Here is a 17,194-nt window from a genome sequence, read left to right as displayed (position 1 = left end):
GTATGAGGTTGACAGGAAAACAAACGTGGGTATTTCAAAATGATATTTATGTGAATGCAACCGGTACTGCCGTCGGTCCAAAAGAAGCTGAAGGCCCTCTTGGAAAGGAATTTGATATTTCATATGATGATTTACATTGCGGAGAGGAAAACTGGGAGCTTGCTGAACGAAGATTAATGTCAGATTCTATTCAACAAGTCATGCAAAAAGCAAATGTAGAAACATCACAAATTGATTTCTTTTTAGCGGGTGATTTATTAAATCAAACAGTAACAGCAAATTACGTTGCGCGTAAGTGGGGAATTCCCTTTTTAGGCATGTTTAGTGCTTGTGCGACCTCGATGGAGACTTTAGCGGTCGGATCAGCCTTTATAGACGGTGGATTCGCAAATCGTGTTTTAGCGACGGTAAGTAGTCATAATGCAACAGCTGAAAGACAGTTTCGTTATCCAACAGAGTATGGGGGACAAAAACCAGGAACAGCAAATTCCACTGTTACAGGTGCGGGATCCATATTAATTAGTAAAGAAAAAAGTGCCATTAAAATTACGTCGGCTACGATTGGAAAAGTACAAGATTTAGGAATTGCGAATCCTTTAGATATGGGATCGGCGATGGCGCCGGCTGCGGCTCATACAATTCAGCAACATTTTGAAGATTTGAAGAGAAGTGCCAATGATTATGATGTGATTGTTACCGGTGATTTATCTGCTATTGGGACACCGATCGCGAAGCAACTGTTACTGGAAGAAGGTTATGATATTGGGCATATATATAATGATTGCGGATTAATGATTTATGATTCGGGTCAAGAAGAAGTATTTGCAGGTGGTAGCGGTTGTGCTTGTTCAGCTGTTGTCACATATGGTCATTTATTAAGCGAGATGCAAAAAGGGAATTTACAACGAATTTTTGTCGTTGCTACTGGCGCGTTATTAAGCCCGATGATGATGCAGCAGAAAGAAACAATTCCAACAATTGCACATGGTGTCGTATTTGAGAGAGTGAAGGGAGAGTGAATTGTGGATTTTATATATGCATTTCTTGTAGGAGGCGCTATTTGTCTAGTTGGACAAGTATTGTTAGATTTTGCAAAGTTAACACCAGCTCATTTAATGGCTACCTTTGTGGTGATAGGAGCAGTTTTAGATGGATTTGGATTGTACGATAAGCTTATAAAGTTTGCTGGTGCTGGGGCAACAGTTCCTATTACAAGTTTTGGACATTCCTTATTACACGGGGCAATGCATGCGGCGGAGAAATACGGATATATAGGGATTGGTATGGGTATGTTTAGTTTAACGTCTGCAGGCATTTCTGCAGCGATATTATTTTCATTTTTTATAGCACTAATATGTAAACCGAAAGGATAAATCAAATGAGACGAAGGGTTGTTTTGGTCACAGATGGAGATGAATATGCAAAGCGAACAATTGAGCTTTTAACGAAGGAATTTGGGGGAAGGTGTATTTCAGCATCACAAAGCAATCCAACCAAATTAACAGGGAAGAAAGTTGTTGAGCTTATTATGCAAACGCCATATGACCCTGTATTTGTCATGTTTGATGACAGTGGATTTATTGGAGAAGGATCTGGTGAAAAAGCTTTAAAATATGTAGCCACGCATAAACAAATTGATGTACTTGGGATTTTGGCAGTAGCGTCTAATACACATCATTGGGAATGGGCACGTGTAGATGTAAGCGTGGATCGAAACGGGAATTTAACGGAATATGGCGTTGATAAGTTTGGACTCCCAGATGGTGAAATTGGCAGAATTAGCGGAGATACAATTTATTGTCTAGATGATTTGAATGTTCCTGTCATTGTTGGAATTGGTGATATTGGTAAGATGTGTGGAAACGATGAATGGGAGAGAGGTTCACCAATTACTAAAAAAGCAATTCAGTTAATTTTGGAAAGGAGTGGGTTTTATGACGAAGCCTAAAAAAATAGATATTCCTATTTCAACTTTCATAAGTGACAATGAAAATTATTTAAAACAAACGGTTGGATTAGGCGTTACATTTGATGTTGGTATTCGTAAATTTCAAATTTTGAATAAAGAAATTGCTGTGTTATTCGTAAATGGACTTTGTGATACAAATTATATCATTCCTATTTTAGAAGAAGCTGTGGATACGAATGAAATAAGGGATGTTGAAGAAGATACAGTAAAGCTTTTAGAGAATCGTTTAATTCATCAGCAAGTAAGTAAAGTGAAAACGATGGATGAAGTAATGGTTCAAGCGTTATCAGGGCTTATTATTATATTTGTGGAGGGTGAAACAGAAGCGTTTGCAATAGATGTTCGTAGCTATCCAGGGCGAACACCGACAGAGCCAGATACCGAAAAAGTAGTGCGCGGTGCGAGAGATGGATTTGTTGAAAATATTGTTGTGAATACAGCATTAATTCGTAGGAGAATTCGAGATCCACGTCTTCGAAACGAAATTATTCGAGTAGGAGATAGATCGCAAACGGATATTTGTATTACATATGTACAAGATGTTGCAAATCAAGATTTAGTAAAGATTATAAAACAAGAATTAAATAACATTGATGTTGATGGCATTACGATGGCGGATAAAACAGTGGAAGAATTTGTTGTAAAGCAAAGCTATAATCCATTCCCGCTTATTCGATATACAGAAAGACCGGATGTAGCAGCCAATCATTTATTAGAAGGACATGTTCTAGTACTTGTTGATACATCACCGAGTGCTATGATTACGCCAACAACATATTTCCATCATTTACAGCATGCAGAAGAGTTTAGACAAAATCCAGCTGTCGGTACATTTTTACGCTGGGTACGCTTTTTAGGTGTTTTATTCTCCTTGTTTTTACTACCATTTTGGTTAGTGTTTGTATTTGATCCAACTCTTTTACCAGAAAATCTTGCTTTTATTGGACCGACTAAGATGACACATTTACCAATTTTATTACAAGTATTAATGGCAGAGGTCGGGCTTGAGTTTTTAAGGATGGCTGCCATTCATACTCCAACGCCGTTATCGTCTGCAGCAGGATTAATTTCCGCTATATTAATTGGTCAAATAGCAATCGATGTAGGTTTGTTTGTACCAGAAGTTATTTTGTATGTAGCAGTTTCTATGATCGGTGCTTATGCAACACCGAGTTATGAATTAGGGCTAGGGAATAAGGTTGGAAAATTATTTGTTATTATTTTAACAGGTCTCTTCCATGAGATGGGCTTTGTAATTGGTATGACGATATTGATTTTATTTTTAACGTCTATAAAAAGTTTGCAAACACCTTATTTATGGCCGTTTTTACCATTTGATTGGGGCGCATTAACAAAAATTCTACTTCGTCCGACGATGTCTAGTTTAAAAGTACGACCAAGTATTGTAAGACCTCAAAATGTAAAAAGACAAAAATAAACGGGATTATACACCCGTTTATTTTTTTAGCAAAAATTTATTGTTTTTTAACAAAAATCATACATTTTTTGTGTACACTTAGAGTAGATATTGTGTATGGAAGGGGAAGAGGACATGATTAAATTATTTGTAAGTGATTTAGATGACACGCTCGTTTACAATGTGAATGATATGCAAAAAGAAGATGAACGTGCAATTTGTTGGTTAGCTGAAAAAGGGACAAATATTTGTTTTGCCTCAGGCCGCTTTACTCATCGAATTGATGAAGTCGTAAATAGGTTTGCATTCCCGTATTACACAACGAGTTTAAATGGAGCGACGATGTTACTACCGGATGGGAAAATATTTCATGAATCAAGTTTTGAAGATGGGATTGCCCAGGAAATATATCGATATATCCATAAAAAGGGACTAGCAGATATTGTTTGTGCAAATGAGCAACGGTATACAAAAAGAAAAAATGAACATCATCATAATTTTGAAACGTATATGGGCGTGCATATCGCTGAAATAGAAGCATTAGAAGAGGAATTTGGTAAAACTGTACATCCTGCGAAATTGTTTGTTTTTGGGGAAGAAGAGACAATTGAAGCATTAGACCAAGAATTACGAGATACCTTTCAGAATGAAGCGGAAGTTTTTATGTCTGGTAAACGCTATGTTGACATTATGCCAAGGGGAGTAAGTAAAGGGAGTGCTTTAAGACGACTAATGGAACATTTGCAAATTGAAGCAAATGAAGTTGCATGCATTGGAGATTCTTTCAATGATATTTCTATGTTTGAAGTAACCCCGCATTCATTCACTCTGCATCATGCTCATCCATATGTCAAGGAGAAGGCAAATCATATAGTTCGTTCGGTTGAAGAAGCTATTATGAAATTGCCGTTACTTGTATAAAAAAGAAGCTCGTCACTGACGAGCTTCTTTTTACTTGAATAAAGATTTAACAAAATCAATGATACTTGAGAAGAAATCTTTCACTTTATCTAGGAAACTTTGCCCTTCTTCAGATCCTAAAAAGGCAGAAACATGTTCTTTTGCTTTATTTAACTGACTGCCAACTTGATTCCAATCGATGTTAAGATTTTTCATTTTATCAAATAGCGCAACTAAGTTATCTAACTGTTCATCCGTTAATGTAATACCAAGTTGATCCGCAATTTTTTTTATTAATGAACGTAAATCTTCAGTTGTTTTTGGCTGCTCTTTGGCAATTTCTTCTTTAATTTTCGCAACAAGTTGAACCGCTTTTTCTTCACCAATTTTATCACCGAGCTGGGATGTTTGCACCATTTCTTCATTGGCTACTTTTTTTACTTCCTCAGGAATTGCTTTGTTTGATGTCGTTTCATAAGCTTTCATTAAGCCAGTTAAAGCAGCAGTTCCAGAAACTTTAAATGGTGCAGTAATTTGAATTTCTGCATCTTTCACACCTGCTGTAATAAGTGCGTTTGTGTACATTGCATCTGTTATTGAATTAATGTTTTTTGAACGTACAATGAGACCAGAACCTGGCTTTGTGTATGTGATCATAGAAGAGGAAATTGCTCTCGTACCAATTTGAGCTTTTGGAACAATCCCTTCTAGAAATTTATGTTCTTCCGCATTAGACACAGTAATAATTGTAGCATCTTTTGGTGCTTTCATTTCTTTTAACAGATCTTGTTTTTGTTGTTCAGACAAGTTTTCTCCTAGTGTAACAATTGATTCTCCTTCGATGATGTCTGCAAACGAAGCTGTTGGCATAATAAATACTGCGACAGCTAATAGCAGAGCTAGTAATTTCGTTTTCACGAAAAATCGCTCCCTTTCTCTTTCTAAAATTTTCGGGCAACACAGTTATTATAGTATATATTTCTTATTTGTCACCTAGCTTTTTCCACATTTCAAAAAAGAAGTATGTAGATTGTCGGATTCTTTTTGTTTCTAGTCATGAATGTGGTAATATAGTGCTGAGATAGTTGAAAGGAGACATATACGTATGAAAACTTTAGGATACATATTAATGGAAAATGGTGAAAAAATCGATTTAGAATTTTTCCCAGAAGAGGCACCAAAAACAGTAGAAAACTTTAAAAAACTAGCAGAGCAAGGATTTTATGATGGTGTGACATTCCACCGCGTTATTCCTGGCTTCGTAAGCCAAGGTGGAGATCCAACAGGAACAGGTGCGGGTGGTCCAGGTTACTCTATCCCATGTGAAACTGATGGAAATCCTCATAGACACCTTGTAGGATCACTTTCTATGGCACATGCTGGTCGTAACACAGGCGGTAGTCAATTCTTTATCGTTCATGAGCCACAGCCACACTTAGATGGTGTACATACTGTATTTGGTAAAGCAACAAGCGGTATTGAAACAGTATTAAACATGCGTCAAGGTGATGTAATGAAAGAAGTTAAAGTTTGGGAAGAATAAGTGAATGAGAAAAGAGAGCTATTGCTCTCTTTTTTTTAATAGGAATGGGTATTTCGTTTACGGTACATGATACAAGTAGTAATGTGACTGTAGTGAAAATAAGTCGCTTATGAGAACAAAATATTAACAAATTACATAGAATACATTAGATTACACGTTTCAATAAAGATTTTTTGTTGCATTCATTTTGCTAGAATTCATCTGCTCTAAGGTGATGAATAGTGAAGTGATAATGAGCGGTGGATGTTTCTTTTCATTTTCATATAACAGCGTTTCTTCTTTTATCTACTTAACAAAAATAGTAATGAAATGTATATTTGACTTTCTTCTTTTCGCTTTGTATGATTATCAAGTTGTTTTAAGCTCTTCTCACTCTGTTGAAAATATTGTAAAATGAATGTGATATGAAAAGAGTGATTGAGGGGATTTAATAGTTTGTAACTTTTGTAAGAAGGGATAAGGGTTATGTTAATTCGTTTTAAAAAAAGTTATGAAAAGATTGCAATGGGGCTTCTTTCATTTATGCCAACTGAAAAAGATGTGAAAACATTACAATTGACTATGAAAGATTATGAAGCAAAGGATGATTGGCAATTGTATTTGTGGAAACAAAACGAAGATTTTGTTGGGATAATGGGGATTGTAAAAAAAGAGAATCAAGTTTTGGAAATTCAGCATTTGAGTGTGAACCCATCTCACCGTCATATGGGTATTGGGACGAAGATGGTTCAAGAGTTAAAGAGTAAATTTCTTGAGTTTACAATTTGCGGAAATGAGCAAACAGCAAGTTTTTGCAAAAAGTGTAAAGGGCTTGAACAAAATATACATTCGTGAAAGCAGAGATAAGTAGTTTATTATCTCTGCTTTCTTTTTTGTAATTGTTCGTTTCGTTCAGCGATGACTTCTGTTCGATCACGTAATGTGTGCTTATTTATTATAAATTCATTAGAAGTAGCATTCACGTCTTTCCAAGGAAGGTTTTGTTTCTGACATAATTCTATGCAGTACTTTTCTAATGTTGTATCCGACAATGGTAAAAATAACGGTGTAAAACCTTCTTCTTTCTGGATAGATTGCAATTTATCTTTGAGTAAGAACAGAAGTTGTGTCTCATTTATTCCTAAACGAAGTAAATGTGCACTGTTTTTTTCTAAAATCGTTATGGCGCTTTTCATCATCTTCTCTGCGCCATTCCAGTTAGAGCGTCTGTGATGGTATAAAGAAACTGCAATTTGAATGAGGCCGACTAAATAATGATCCCGATTTCCTCTCGGTTTTGTTTTCCAATATTCTTCCAGTATTTCGTGGCATTCAAAATAATCATAATCTCCGTGAAAATGAATTAAAAACTGTATGTATTCCGTAGGATACATTTTCTTCGCCCCTATCTAACGGTTATAAGTATAAGTTTATCATAGAAATATGAACAATAAACGACTAGGGAATTTCTCCCTAGTCGTTATTGTTCATATTAGCAGAAGCAAGCTGCCCCTACAATAATTAGTAAAATAAACAATACAACAAGTAATGCGAACCCACCGCTAAAACCACAATCAACGTGACCCATAGTTTTTTGACCTCCTACATTGTTCTTACTACACTGTTATCATATGAAGTGGTGGGCATGATGCCATAGGCATAGGTCTATTTTTAATTAAATTTCTTAAAAAGGTTGGATAGAACATGAGTATGCTCTATACTTATGTTGTTATAGAAAAAATGTGGTGGGATGCTTTGTGCAGTATAATTTTAAAGTAGAGGCTTTTGAAGGGCCTTTAGATTTATTGTTACATTTAATACATCGTTATGAAATTGATATATATAATATTCCTGTAGCGGAAATTACAGAGCAATATTTATCTTATGTTCATACGATGAAAGAACTACAATTAGATGTTGCAAGTGAGTATTTAGTAATGGCTGCAACGTTATTACAAATTAAAAGTAAAATGTTGTTGCCGAAACATGAAGAAGATGTACTTGATAACGGTGATGACTTTATAGATGATCCTCGTCAAGAATTGATGGAGAGGTTAATTGAATATAAGAAATATAAGCAAGTTGCTACTGAACTAAAAGAAAGAGAACAAGAAAGAGCACAGCTATATACACGTCCGCCAATTGATTTTACATCATTGCAACAAGAAGAGGAGACAAACTTGCCTCTTGATGTTACGTTATATGATATGCTAGCGGCATTCCAAAAATTAATGCGCCGTAAAAAAGCAAAGAAACCTGTGACAACACGTATTACTCGTCAAGAAATACCAATTGAACAGCGTATGACGGATATTTTAAAGCAGTTAGAAATACAAGGTGGTCGTCAAAGTTTTTATGATTTGTTTGTTGATGATGAACGGGAAATAATGGTTGTAACATTTTTAGCGGTTCTTGAGCTTATGAAAAATCAACAAATCGTAATTGAACAAGAACATAATTTTGATGAAATTTTCGTATCAAGCTATACTAAATCTGCATAGAGTTAGTATGGAAAATGGGATAGAAATAGTATATCTCATGCTAGGTTTGAATGTATCGTTTGGAACAAGAGAAAAAATATTGAACCGAACGCATTGATTGTGATTCGGTTTTTTTGATGTGTATTTTTATGGGAAAAATAGGAGGAAGGAGCTCGTAAGATGGATAGAACAGAACAGAAATCAATCATTGAAGGGCTTTTATTTGTTTCTGGTGATGAAGGGATTTATCCTGAACAAATAGCAAAAGTCCTTGAAATTGAAGGAAACGAAGTAATAGATATTTTAGAAGAAATGCAAAAAGAATGTGAAGGTGCACACCGAGGTTTGCAAATTGTACAGTATGCAAAAGTATATCGTTTTGCTACAAAGAAAGAACATGCGTCGTACTATCAAAAACTAATAGATATCCCAACAGCTGCTTCACTCTCTCAGGCCGCGCTAGAAACGTTAGCAATTGTTGCGTATCGTCAACCCATTACAAGAACTGAAATGGAAGAGATTAGAGGAGTAAAAACTGATAAGGCGTTACAAACGTTAGTATCACACTTACTTATAAAAGAAATGGGAAGAGCAGAAGGACCTGGGCGTCCTATTTTATATGGAACGACGAAAGAATTTTTGGACACGTTTGGATTAAAAACATTAGATGATTTACCTCCGCTTTCTGAAGAAAACGAACAAATGAATGAAGCGGATTTATTCTTTGGTTCTTTACAAGAGATATCGAAATAAAAGCTTAGCATTTTGCTAAGCTTTTTTTGTATATCAATTATATACCGTGCCATACTAATTGAAAAAAGGAGACGAGTTATGAGCGGTATACGAAGTGTTTTATTATTAGTTTCTGTTTTGTTATGCTTTTCTTTAAATAGTGCATCGGCCCAAAGGTATATGATGTCTATTCATACTGCGTCTCCTTTACATATGCAGCGGCAACATTTTGGTAAAATGAAAGTGAGTTTCTTAAAAGTTGGACAAGGTGATGCAACACTTATTATATTGCCAAATGGACAAACGATGTTAATTGATGGAGGACCTTATGAAGCTGGTGAGGTTATCATCCAAAAGCTAATTGAAAAAGGAATTAACCATTTAGATGCTATCGTCAGTACTCATCCTGATATGGATCATATTGGAGGGCTCATTCCGATTGTAGAGCAAATGCCGGTATCACTTATATTAGATAGTGGAAAAACATATAGTTCTCTTACTTATCATACGTATCGAAATCATATAAAGAAAAGGGGAATCCCTTTCATTTCAGTAAAAGAGGGCCAATACATACCGCTAGATCCGCATGTTTCCATACAAGTATTAAACAATGGGAAGTCCAAAGATGAAAATAATGAATCTTCAATTGTATTAAAGGTTCGGTATGGTAAGGCAGATTTTTTACTAATGGGTGATGCTGATGTGCGGACGGAAAATGAAATATTAAAGCAATTTGATGTACATGCAGATGTGCTAAAGGTGGGACATCATGGCTCATATACTTCAACAAGTGAAAGGTTTATAAAGAAGGTAGAACCACAGTTCGCGATTCTTTCTTATGGTAGCAGAAATCCGTATGGACATCCTCATCAAAGTGTAGTGAGACGATTAAAACAGCGTGGTATAATGATGTATGGAACAAATAAGCGTACAGTAGAAATGGAAACAGACGGCGAACATATTACAATTGGGTCTAGCGGATTAATGCCATTACTTAAGTGATTCATACGATAGATGATATTGTTCCTTTTTGGAAAAAATGAATAACATATATTATAATTGCGAGAGACGTACTAAGCTTCCTTTTTGTTAAACAAAGAGGAAATTTCAATAGAATGTATAGACAACTACTCGTGCATATATTAAGATGGAATTAGGCGAATAAGGTAATAATAACAAGTAGGTATTTCATGGGAAAGGATCGATGAAAATGAAAACGCAAGTTGTCATCAATGCCAAAATTTATACAGGTCAAGAAGTAGTGGAAAACGGATTTATTCGTTACGCAGAAACAATTAAAGAAATTGGTTTGATGGCTCAATATGTATCACAAGAAAATGAAGCGGTTTTAGATGCGACAGGAAAAATTGTGATTCCAGGTATGATTGATGTTCATATTCATGGTGGATACGATATTGATGCGATGGATGCAAATAGCGATGGGTTAGTAACTCTAGGTAAAGAAATGTTAAAAGAAGGAGTTACAACTTACTTCCCAACAACAATGACACAAGCTCCAGAAGCAATCGAAGCAGCACTACATGCTGCGAAGGAAGCGAAAGAAAAAGGAGCACATTTCGAATATATTCACTTAGAAGGACCGTATGTTTCAAAGAAACGTGCGGGTGCACAACCACTTGAACATATTGTTCCTGCGAATATTGAACAATTTAAACAATGGCAGGAAGCAAGCGGAAATTTAATTAAATTAGTAACATATGCACCTGAAGAAGAAGGTGCGTTAGAGTTTGAGCAGTATCTTGCTGAAACTGGTGTTGTTGGCACAATGGGACATACCGATGCAATTGATGCACAACTAAAAAATAGAAACATTACACATGCAACGCATTTATATAATCAAATGCGTGGATTACATCACCGTGAACCAGGAGTTGTTGGTCATGTGTTATTAAATCCAGATGTAATGGTTGAAGTAATTACAGATGGTATTCACATTCACCCTGATATGGTGAAATTAGCATATAAATTAAAAGGACCGAAAAAAGTAAGTGTTATTACTGACGCAATGCGTGCAAAAGGTCTTGAAGATGGATTATATGAGCTTGGCGGACAGCCAGTACATGTAAAAGATGGTAGTGCTCGATTAGAAGATGGAACGTTAGCTGGTAGTATTCTAAAAATGGATCAAGCTTTCCGAAATGTAATTGAATTTACAGGTTGTTCAATCGAAGAAGCAGTACTAATGACATCAGTGAACCAAGCAGAAGAGTTTGGATTAAATAATAAAGGTGCATTAGCGGTAGGAAAAGATGCAGACTTTGTTGTGATGAATGAAGATTTACATGTATATGATACGGTTCGTTTAGGAATTCATATGAAGGAAGGGAAGTAATGAAATGAATATTCTTGTTGTAAAAACTCCAGAAGAACTAGCAGAAGCAGGTTATAAATTAATTGAAGAAGTTGTAAAAACAAAAGAAAATCCAACATTAGGAATGGCTACAGGAAGCTCTCCATTAGGTATTTATGCAGAAATGCGAAAAAATAAACTTGATACAAGCCGTGTAACCACTGTAAACTTAGATGAGTACGTAAATTTACCACATGAAGATAAAAACAGCTATCACTATTTCATGCAAGAACAGTTGTTTGATCATCTTCCATTTAAACAAACTTATGTACCAAACGGGATGGCAAGTGATTTAGAGGAAGAGTGCAAACGTTACGAGGGCATTCTAGCTGCTAACCCAGTTGACCTACAGATTCTTGGAATCGGTGAAAACGGTCACATCGGATTTAACGAACCAGGAACACCGTTTAATTCTCCAACAAACATTGTTGAATTAACAGAATCTACACGCCAAGCAAACCTTCGCTTCTTCGAAAAAGAAGAAGATGTGCCAACTCAAGCAATTACAATGGGAATTGGGAGCATTATGAAAGCGAAACAAATTCTACTTGTTGCTATGGGTTCTAAAAAGGCAGAAGCAGTTAAAGAATTATTGCAAGGTGCATATAGTGAAGCGTGTCCTGCTACAGTTTTACAACGTCATCCGAATGTAACCGTAATCGCTGATCAAGAAGCTCTATCTTTATGCAGTGAGGCGATTGCTGATGAACATCGACAAGTATTCACCATTTCCGATCTATTATCAGATTCAAGAGTGGGTGAAACAGCTAATTGAGGACGGCGAATGGAAGCCGGGAGATAAAATCCCATCTGAGAATGAACTTTGCGATAAGTTCGAAGTGAGTCGTATGACAATCAGACAGGCGATTAATAATTTAGTGGAACAAGGTTATTTATATCGGAAACGTGGAATCGGTACGTTTGTCCAACTTCCGAAAGTGGAACAAAAATTGCAAGGAATGACAGGATTCACAGAAGATATGATTTCTCGTGGGATGAACCCAAGTAGTCAATTATTAAGTTTCCGCCTCGTTCCAGCTACTGCGAAAATAGCAGACCGGCTGAGAATACAGGAGGGAGAGTCGGTTTATGAAGTGAGGCGTATTCGCTTAGCTGATGATGAACCGATTGCTTTTGAGACGACATATTTGTCGCCAGCTCTTGTAAAAGATATTAACGAAGAAATATTGCAACAATCTTTATATGAACATTTAGAGAAAAAACTGGGCTTCAAACTTGTTAGCGCTACTCAATCAATTGAAGCTTCAATTGCAACGGATAATGAAGCGGAACATCTGCATATTCCTAAAAAGGCGCCAGTGCTTGTCATGCGTCAATGGTCATATTCAGAAGGTGAAGTACCGTTAGAGTATGTGAAATGTATTTATCGTGGAGATCGTTATAAGTTTATTACAAACATCGCACGTAACAAATAATATATTTCAGTTTGTGAAGTACAGTAAATGTCAAATTGTTTAACATGTAAAGAAAAAATACGACTCATCCTTACAAGGAGTGAGTCGTATTTTTATTATGAGCAATTACGTGGTTAACAGCATCTTTAACTGTATTTACTACATAGTGAGCGTGTTCTTTTACTGCGTCATCTGCTTGAGCCATAGCAAAACTGTGAGGAGTTAAAGCAAACATTGGAATATCATTATAAGAATCTCCTATGCAAGCAACTTCCTCTGGTTGTAATTGAAACTCCTTTAATAAAACAGAAATAGCAGAACCTTTACTAATATTAGGTGGCATTACATCTAAGCATTGTTCTGCTGAAATGAACGTACTAACTTTTCCATGAAATTTTTCATCAATTTTTTTCTGAAGAAGTTGTAAGCTCTCCTTTGTTCCACCGACAGAAATTTTATTCGGGAAAATTGTATCATCTATTTTCTGTAATAAATTTGGTTCTTCGACAGAAGTCATCGTTACTTGTTGCTCAAGTTCATGAATAAACGGTGTTTTTTCTTCAATGTAGTAATTATGTTCATCACTAACATAACGGAAATAAGGCTCTTCATTCGTCATGTGTAACAACTCAGGAAGAATGCTGGAATCAAAAGTTGCAGATAATAGCTGCTTATTTTCATTTGTATATACAAAAACACCATTAACACTAATGCGGTGGAAATTTGTATTTACAGCTTTCATTAAGTCTGCAATTTCATTATCAAGTCGGCCAGAAGCGAAACAAAGAATCACATTTTGTTCAGCAAGACTACGAAGTGCTACAATATCCTGTTCGTCAATTAAACCTCCGTGTTGCATCATTGTACCGTCGATATCACTTACAAACATTTTAATCATGTTGCTATCTCCTTTCTATGTACAGTTGCTCTTACATTATACGCATCATATATAAACATGTCTAAAAAATGAATTTTTATGAAATGGTAGATGTTTTACATTGACGACAAAGAAGAATGTTCTGTAACATAAAAGCAGGCTATTTAAGTACGAGGGTGGTGTTATATGAGTAATTATCTAGAAATTAAAAAAGTTTTAAATAATAATGTCATCATTGCTAGCCATCCTGAACATGAGGAAGTAGTAGTGATTGGTAAAGGAATTGGATTTGGGAAAAAAGCGAAAGATGTATTGGAGCAAGAACAAATTGAAAAAATGTTTGTTCTAAAAAATGAACGTGATCGTGAACAATACAAACTGCTAGTTCCACATGTGAGTGAAAAGTTAATTGAATTAATGAATGATATTATGTTCTATATTCAAGAAAAAGCAAAATCGCCATTGAATGAACATATTCATATCGCTTTAACAGATCATATTTCTTTTGCGATTAAGCGTTTAAAACAAGGACTTACAATTGATAATCCTTTTTTAGTTGAAACGAAAATGCTCTATCCAGAGGAATATGAAATTGCTGAAGGTGTTGTAAACCTTTTAAATTCTCGTTTGCAAATTACATTGCCAGAAGGAGAAATTGGGTTTATTGCACTCCATATTTACAGTTCACTTACAAATTCAGATTTATCTTCAGTTAATCAAAACTCTCGTCTCATTGCACAGCTTGTATCTTTAATTGAGACAAACTTACAAATTACATTAGACCAAGAAAGTATTCACTATTTACGCCTTATTCGTCATTTGCAGTATGCTATTGAACGGGTGAAAAAAGGGGAGAAAGTAGAGGAATCACAAAGTTTTGCTGATTTATTAAAGGCGGAATATCCTGTCTGTTATAATTTAGCTTGGAAGCTAGTTAAGGTCATGCAAAAAGAGCTGCAACTTCCTGTTTATGAAGCAGAGAGTATATATTTAACGATGCACCTGCAGCGCTTAGTGAAGGCAGAGCATGTGTAAATAGCCATATATTTTTGTCGAAAATGAAAACGTTAAAAAAAATCATTGAATCGCTTACAATAGTTATGTATAATAACTATTGCAAAGTTATACAAATTTCGACAAACACATTAAGGTATAAAACGAAAACGTTTGCCTTAATTATAGTGAACTTATACGTAAACCTATTTTTGACACGTGTTACTGATTCGATCAGGCATGAGTGGAGAAAAGTAAGGAATGTAAGCTAGAGAAAGGGATATACTACCCTTTGTATAGCTATCGTTCTATCTTTTTTTCCTCATGCCTTTTTGGCGTTTGTCGGAAGGTATCAATATAGATAAGAGAGGAAGGGTTTCCATGTTTAAGAAGATCTTTGGTGTTCTTCAAAAAGTCGGAAAAGCGCTTATGCTTCCAGTAGCGATTTTACCGGCAGCAGGTATTTTACTTGGATTTGGTAATGCATTTCAAAATCCACAGTTAACAAATGTTATTCCTGCTTTAAAGGCAGATTGGTTCGTAATGGTAGCAAAAATTATGGAACAATCTGGTGATATTATTTTCGCTAACCTTGCATTACTATTCGCAGTTGGGGTAGCAATTGGTTTAGCTGGTGGAGACGGAGTAGCTGGTTTAGCAGCATTCGTCGGCTACTTAATTATGAACAAAACGATGAGTGTGTTCTTAGAAGTAGATAAGCTAGTGAAAGTAACAAGTTCTGGAGCAGACCCAGTAAAAATTGGATTTGCAGATCCAGCGTATGCAAACGTATTAGGAATTCCAACGCTACAAACGGGAGTGTTTGGTGGTATTATCGTCGGGATAGTAGCGGCATATTGTTACAATAAATACTTCAACATTGAATTACCATCATACTTAGGTTTCTTTGCAGGTAAGCGTTTCGTACCGATCGCAACTGCAACATTCTCTTTAATAGTAGGTATTATCATGTGCTTCGTTTGGCCATACATTCAAGGTGGCTTAAATACGTTCTCACATCAAATGATTGATGCAAATAGAACGCTAGCAGCATTCATATTCGGTTTAATTGAACGTTCATTAATTCCATTTGGATTACATCACATTTTCTATTCACCGTTCTGGTTCGAATTCGGTCAGTATACAAATGCGGCTGGCGAATTAATTCGTGGTGACCAAAAAATCTTTATGGCACAGTTAAAAGACGGTGTAGAATTAACGGCAGGTACATTTACAACTGGTAAGTATCCGTTCATGATGTTCGGTCTTCCAGCAGCAGCTTTAGCAATGTACCATGAAGCACGTCCAGAAAACAAAAAATTAGCAGCTGGTATTTTAGGTTCTGCTGCATTAACATCTTTCTTAACAGGTATTACAGAGCCACTTGAATTTTCATTCTTATTCGTAGCACCAGTATTATTTGGAATTCACGCAGTATTCGCTGGTCTATCATTTATGACAATGCAAATTTTAGGTGTTAAAATTGGTATGACATTCTCTGGTGGTTTAATCGACTTCCTATTATTCGGTGTACTACCAGGCCGTACGGCATGGTGGTGGGTAATTATTGTTGGTCTTGTACTAGCAGTTATCTACTACTTCGGATTCCGATTTGCAATCCGTAAATGGGATTTAAAAACACCTGGTCGTGAAGTTGCAAATGCGAATGAAGGTGCAGGAAAAGCAGAAGCTGGTGAACTTCCTCGTGAAGTATTAGTAGCACTTGGTGGTAAAGAAAACATTGCTTCTTTAGACGCTTGTATTACTCGTTTACGTGTTCAAGTTAACGAACAAAAGAATGTAAATAAAGATCGCTTGAAAGAGCTTGGAGCAGCTGGTGTACTTGAAGTTGGAAATAATATTCAAGCTATTTTTGGACCGAAATCTGACACATTAAAATCACAAATTCATGATATTATGTCAGGTCGTACACCTCATGTTGAAAAAGAAGAGCCTGTAAAAGTAGAAGAAGCTCCTCAAAAAGTTGATGAAAACGAAACAATCGTTTCACCAATTGAAGGAAAAATCCTACCGATTACAGAAGTACCGGATCAAGTATTCTCAGGAAAAATGATGGGAGATGGATTTGCAATTGAGCCAACAGAAGGAACAGTAGTTTCTCCAGTTAATGGTGAAATTGTCAACGTATTCCCTACAAAGCATGCAATTGGTATTCAATCTGAAGGTGGAAAAGAAATTTTAATCCACTTCGGTATTGACACTGTAAAATTAAATGGTGAAGGTTTTGAAGCACTTGTAGCACAAGGTGACAAAGTGAAACAAGGACAACCATTATTAAAAGTAGATCTTGCATTTGTAAAAGAAAATGCACCATCTATCATTACACCAATTGTATTTACGAATTTACAACAAGGGCAACAAGTCGAATTGAAAAAAGATGGAAATGTTAAGAAGGGCGAAAACGCTATTATTGACATTCAGTAGGAATTTGACGCAAAATGTTTATAATTATAATAGGCGATGTGGTTGACCGAACATCGCCTATTATATACAATAG

Annotated in this window: 20 protein-coding genes; 16 read left to right on the top strand and 4 right to left on the bottom strand. The window is 35.8% G+C overall.

Features of this window, described 5'->3' with window-relative positions:
* Positions 1 to 2 precede the first annotated feature (2 nt).
* The 5 genes from spoVAD to MR079_RS14875 all read left to right on the top strand — a co-directional run bounded on the left by spoVAD (position 3) and on the right by MR079_RS14875 (position 4,307).
* Positions 3 to 1,019, top strand: coding sequence for a stage V sporulation protein AD (gene spoVAD, locus MR079_RS14895; protein ID WP_001241152.1), 1,017 nt, complete (start codon positions 3 to 5; stop codon positions 1,017 to 1,019).
* Positions 1,020 to 1,022: 3 nt separating this feature from the next.
* Positions 1,023 to 1,373, top strand: coding sequence for a stage V sporulation protein AE (gene spoVAE / locus MR079_RS14890; RefSeq protein WP_139866816.1), 351 nt, complete (start codon positions 1,023 to 1,025; stop codon positions 1,371 to 1,373).
* Positions 1,374 to 1,378: 5 nt separating this feature from the next.
* Positions 1,379 to 1,948 carry a stage V sporulation protein SpoVABEA gene (gene spoVAEA, locus MR079_RS14885; RefSeq protein ID WP_001254414.1) on the top strand — a complete coding sequence of 190 codons (570 nt, stop codon included), beginning with the start codon at positions 1,379 to 1,381 and terminating at the stop codon, positions 1,946 to 1,948.
* Positions 1,935 to 3,407 (top strand): spore germination protein SpoVAF, encoded by a 1,473-nt coding sequence (gene spoVAF, locus MR079_RS14880; protein ID WP_000165588.1) that lies wholly within the window; start codon positions 1,935 to 1,937, stop codon positions 3,405 to 3,407. The genes spoVAEA and spoVAF overlap by 14 nt, the downstream gene beginning before the upstream one ends.
* 96 nt (positions 3,408 to 3,503) lie before the next feature.
* Positions 3,504 to 4,307 carry a Cof-type HAD-IIB family hydrolase gene (locus MR079_RS14875; protein WP_061183918.1) on the top strand — a complete coding sequence of 268 codons (804 nt, stop codon included), beginning with the start codon at positions 3,504 to 3,506 and terminating at the stop codon, positions 4,305 to 4,307.
* Between the two features lie 30 nt (positions 4,308 to 4,337).
* Here MR079_RS14875 and MR079_RS14870 read toward each other — a convergent pair whose 3' ends face one another.
* The gene (locus MR079_RS14870; RefSeq protein WP_000850502.1) at positions 4,338 to 5,204 is read right to left on the bottom strand and encodes a DUF1002 domain-containing protein; all 867 of its coding nucleotides are present in this window, start codon (positions 5,202 to 5,204) and stop codon (positions 4,338 to 4,340) included.
* 187 nt (positions 5,205 to 5,391) lie between these two features.
* Here MR079_RS14870 and MR079_RS14865 point away from each other — a divergent pair, with 187 nt between their 5' ends.
* The 3 genes from MR079_RS14865 (at position 5,392) to ribT (ending at position 6,663) form a co-directional block, all read left to right on the top strand.
* Positions 5,392 to 5,829, top strand: coding sequence for a peptidylprolyl isomerase (locus MR079_RS14865; protein ID WP_000853783.1), 438 nt, complete (start codon positions 5,392 to 5,394; stop codon positions 5,827 to 5,829).
* A 214-nt stretch (positions 5,830 to 6,043) separates the two neighbouring features.
* A complete protein-coding gene (locus MR079_RS14860) occupies positions 6,044 to 6,226 on the top strand; it encodes a hypothetical protein (RefSeq protein WP_087954393.1) in 183 nt (60 codons plus the stop codon).
* Positions 6,227 to 6,294: 68 nt separating this feature from the next.
* Positions 6,295 to 6,663, top strand: coding sequence for a GNAT family N-acetyltransferase RibT (ribT, locus tag MR079_RS14855; protein ID WP_000908397.1), 369 nt, complete (start codon positions 6,295 to 6,297; stop codon positions 6,661 to 6,663).
* Positions 6,664 to 6,683: 20 nt separating this feature from the next.
* Here the strand turns inward: ribT and MR079_RS14850 are convergent, their stop codons facing one another.
* Together MR079_RS14850 and MR079_RS14845 are read right to left on the bottom strand one after the other, a co-directional pair.
* Positions 6,684 to 7,202 carry a DUF309 domain-containing protein gene (locus MR079_RS14850; protein WP_139866818.1) on the bottom strand — a complete coding sequence of 173 codons (519 nt, stop codon included), beginning with the start codon at positions 7,200 to 7,202 and terminating at the stop codon, positions 6,684 to 6,686.
* A 98-nt stretch (positions 7,203 to 7,300) separates the two neighbouring features.
* Positions 7,301 to 7,396, bottom strand: coding sequence for a YjcZ family sporulation protein (locus MR079_RS14845; protein ID WP_000510194.1), 96 nt, complete (start codon positions 7,394 to 7,396; stop codon positions 7,301 to 7,303).
* Positions 7,397 to 7,565: 169 nt separating this feature from the next.
* Between MR079_RS14845 and scpA the strand changes: the two genes are divergently transcribed.
* From scpA to phnF, 6 genes are all read left to right on the top strand, one after another.
* Positions 7,566 to 8,309, top strand: a complete 744-nt coding sequence (gene scpA / locus MR079_RS14840; protein WP_001199759.1) for a segregation/condensation protein A — start codon at positions 7,566 to 7,568, stop codon at positions 8,307 to 8,309.
* A gap of 159 nt (positions 8,310 to 8,468) precedes the next feature.
* A complete protein-coding gene (gene scpB, locus MR079_RS14835; protein WP_000376224.1) occupies positions 8,469 to 9,041 on the top strand; it encodes a segregation/condensation protein ScpB in 573 nt (190 codons plus the stop codon).
* A gap of 78 nt (positions 9,042 to 9,119) precedes the next feature.
* A complete protein-coding gene (locus tag MR079_RS14830; protein ID WP_139866819.1) occupies positions 9,120 to 10,022 on the top strand; it encodes a ComEC/Rec2 family competence protein in 903 nt (300 codons plus the stop codon).
* Between the two features lie 208 nt (positions 10,023 to 10,230).
* Complete coding sequence (gene nagA / locus MR079_RS14825) at positions 10,231 to 11,373, top strand: N-acetylglucosamine-6-phosphate deacetylase (protein WP_242294206.1); 1,143 nt, start codon at positions 10,231 to 10,233, stop codon at positions 11,371 to 11,373.
* Positions 11,374 to 11,377: 4 nt separating this feature from the next.
* A complete protein-coding gene (gene nagB / locus MR079_RS14820) occupies positions 11,378 to 12,166 on the top strand; it encodes a glucosamine-6-phosphate deaminase (RefSeq protein WP_139866820.1) in 789 nt (262 codons plus the stop codon).
* Entirely contained in the window at positions 12,096 to 12,827 is a 732-nt protein-coding gene (phnF, locus tag MR079_RS14815) for a phosphonate metabolism transcriptional regulator PhnF (RefSeq protein WP_002194085.1), read from the top strand. The genes nagB and phnF overlap by 71 nt, the downstream gene beginning before the upstream one ends.
* Positions 12,828 to 12,897: 70 nt before the next feature.
* On the opposite strand, the gene MR079_RS14810 is transcribed toward phnF, so the two are convergent.
* On the bottom strand, positions 12,898 to 13,704 hold the full coding sequence (locus MR079_RS14810; RefSeq protein WP_139866821.1) for an HAD family hydrolase: 807 nt from the start codon (positions 13,702 to 13,704) through the stop codon (positions 12,898 to 12,900).
* Positions 13,705 to 13,869: 165 nt separating this feature from the next.
* Between MR079_RS14810 and glcT the strand changes: the two genes are divergently transcribed.
* On the top strand, positions 13,870 to 14,718 hold the full coding sequence (gene glcT / locus MR079_RS14805; RefSeq protein WP_087954397.1) for a glucose PTS transporter transcription antiterminator GlcT: 849 nt from the start codon (positions 13,870 to 13,872) through the stop codon (positions 14,716 to 14,718).
* A 339-nt stretch (positions 14,719 to 15,057) separates the two neighbouring features.
* Complete coding sequence (gene ptsG / locus MR079_RS14800; protein WP_000473182.1) at positions 15,058 to 17,121, top strand: PTS glucose transporter subunit IIABC; 2,064 nt, start codon at positions 15,058 to 15,060, stop codon at positions 17,119 to 17,121.
* Positions 17,122 to 17,194 lie beyond the last annotated feature (73 nt).

The sequence above is a fragment of the Bacillus cereus group sp. BfR-BA-01381 genome, assembly GCF_022663555.1.
Lineage (GTDB): Bacteria > Bacillota > Bacilli > Bacillales > Bacillaceae_G > Bacillus_A > Bacillus_A pacificus.
Note: the sequence above shows the minus strand (reverse complement) of the source record. Positions and strands in the feature narration are given on the sequence as shown.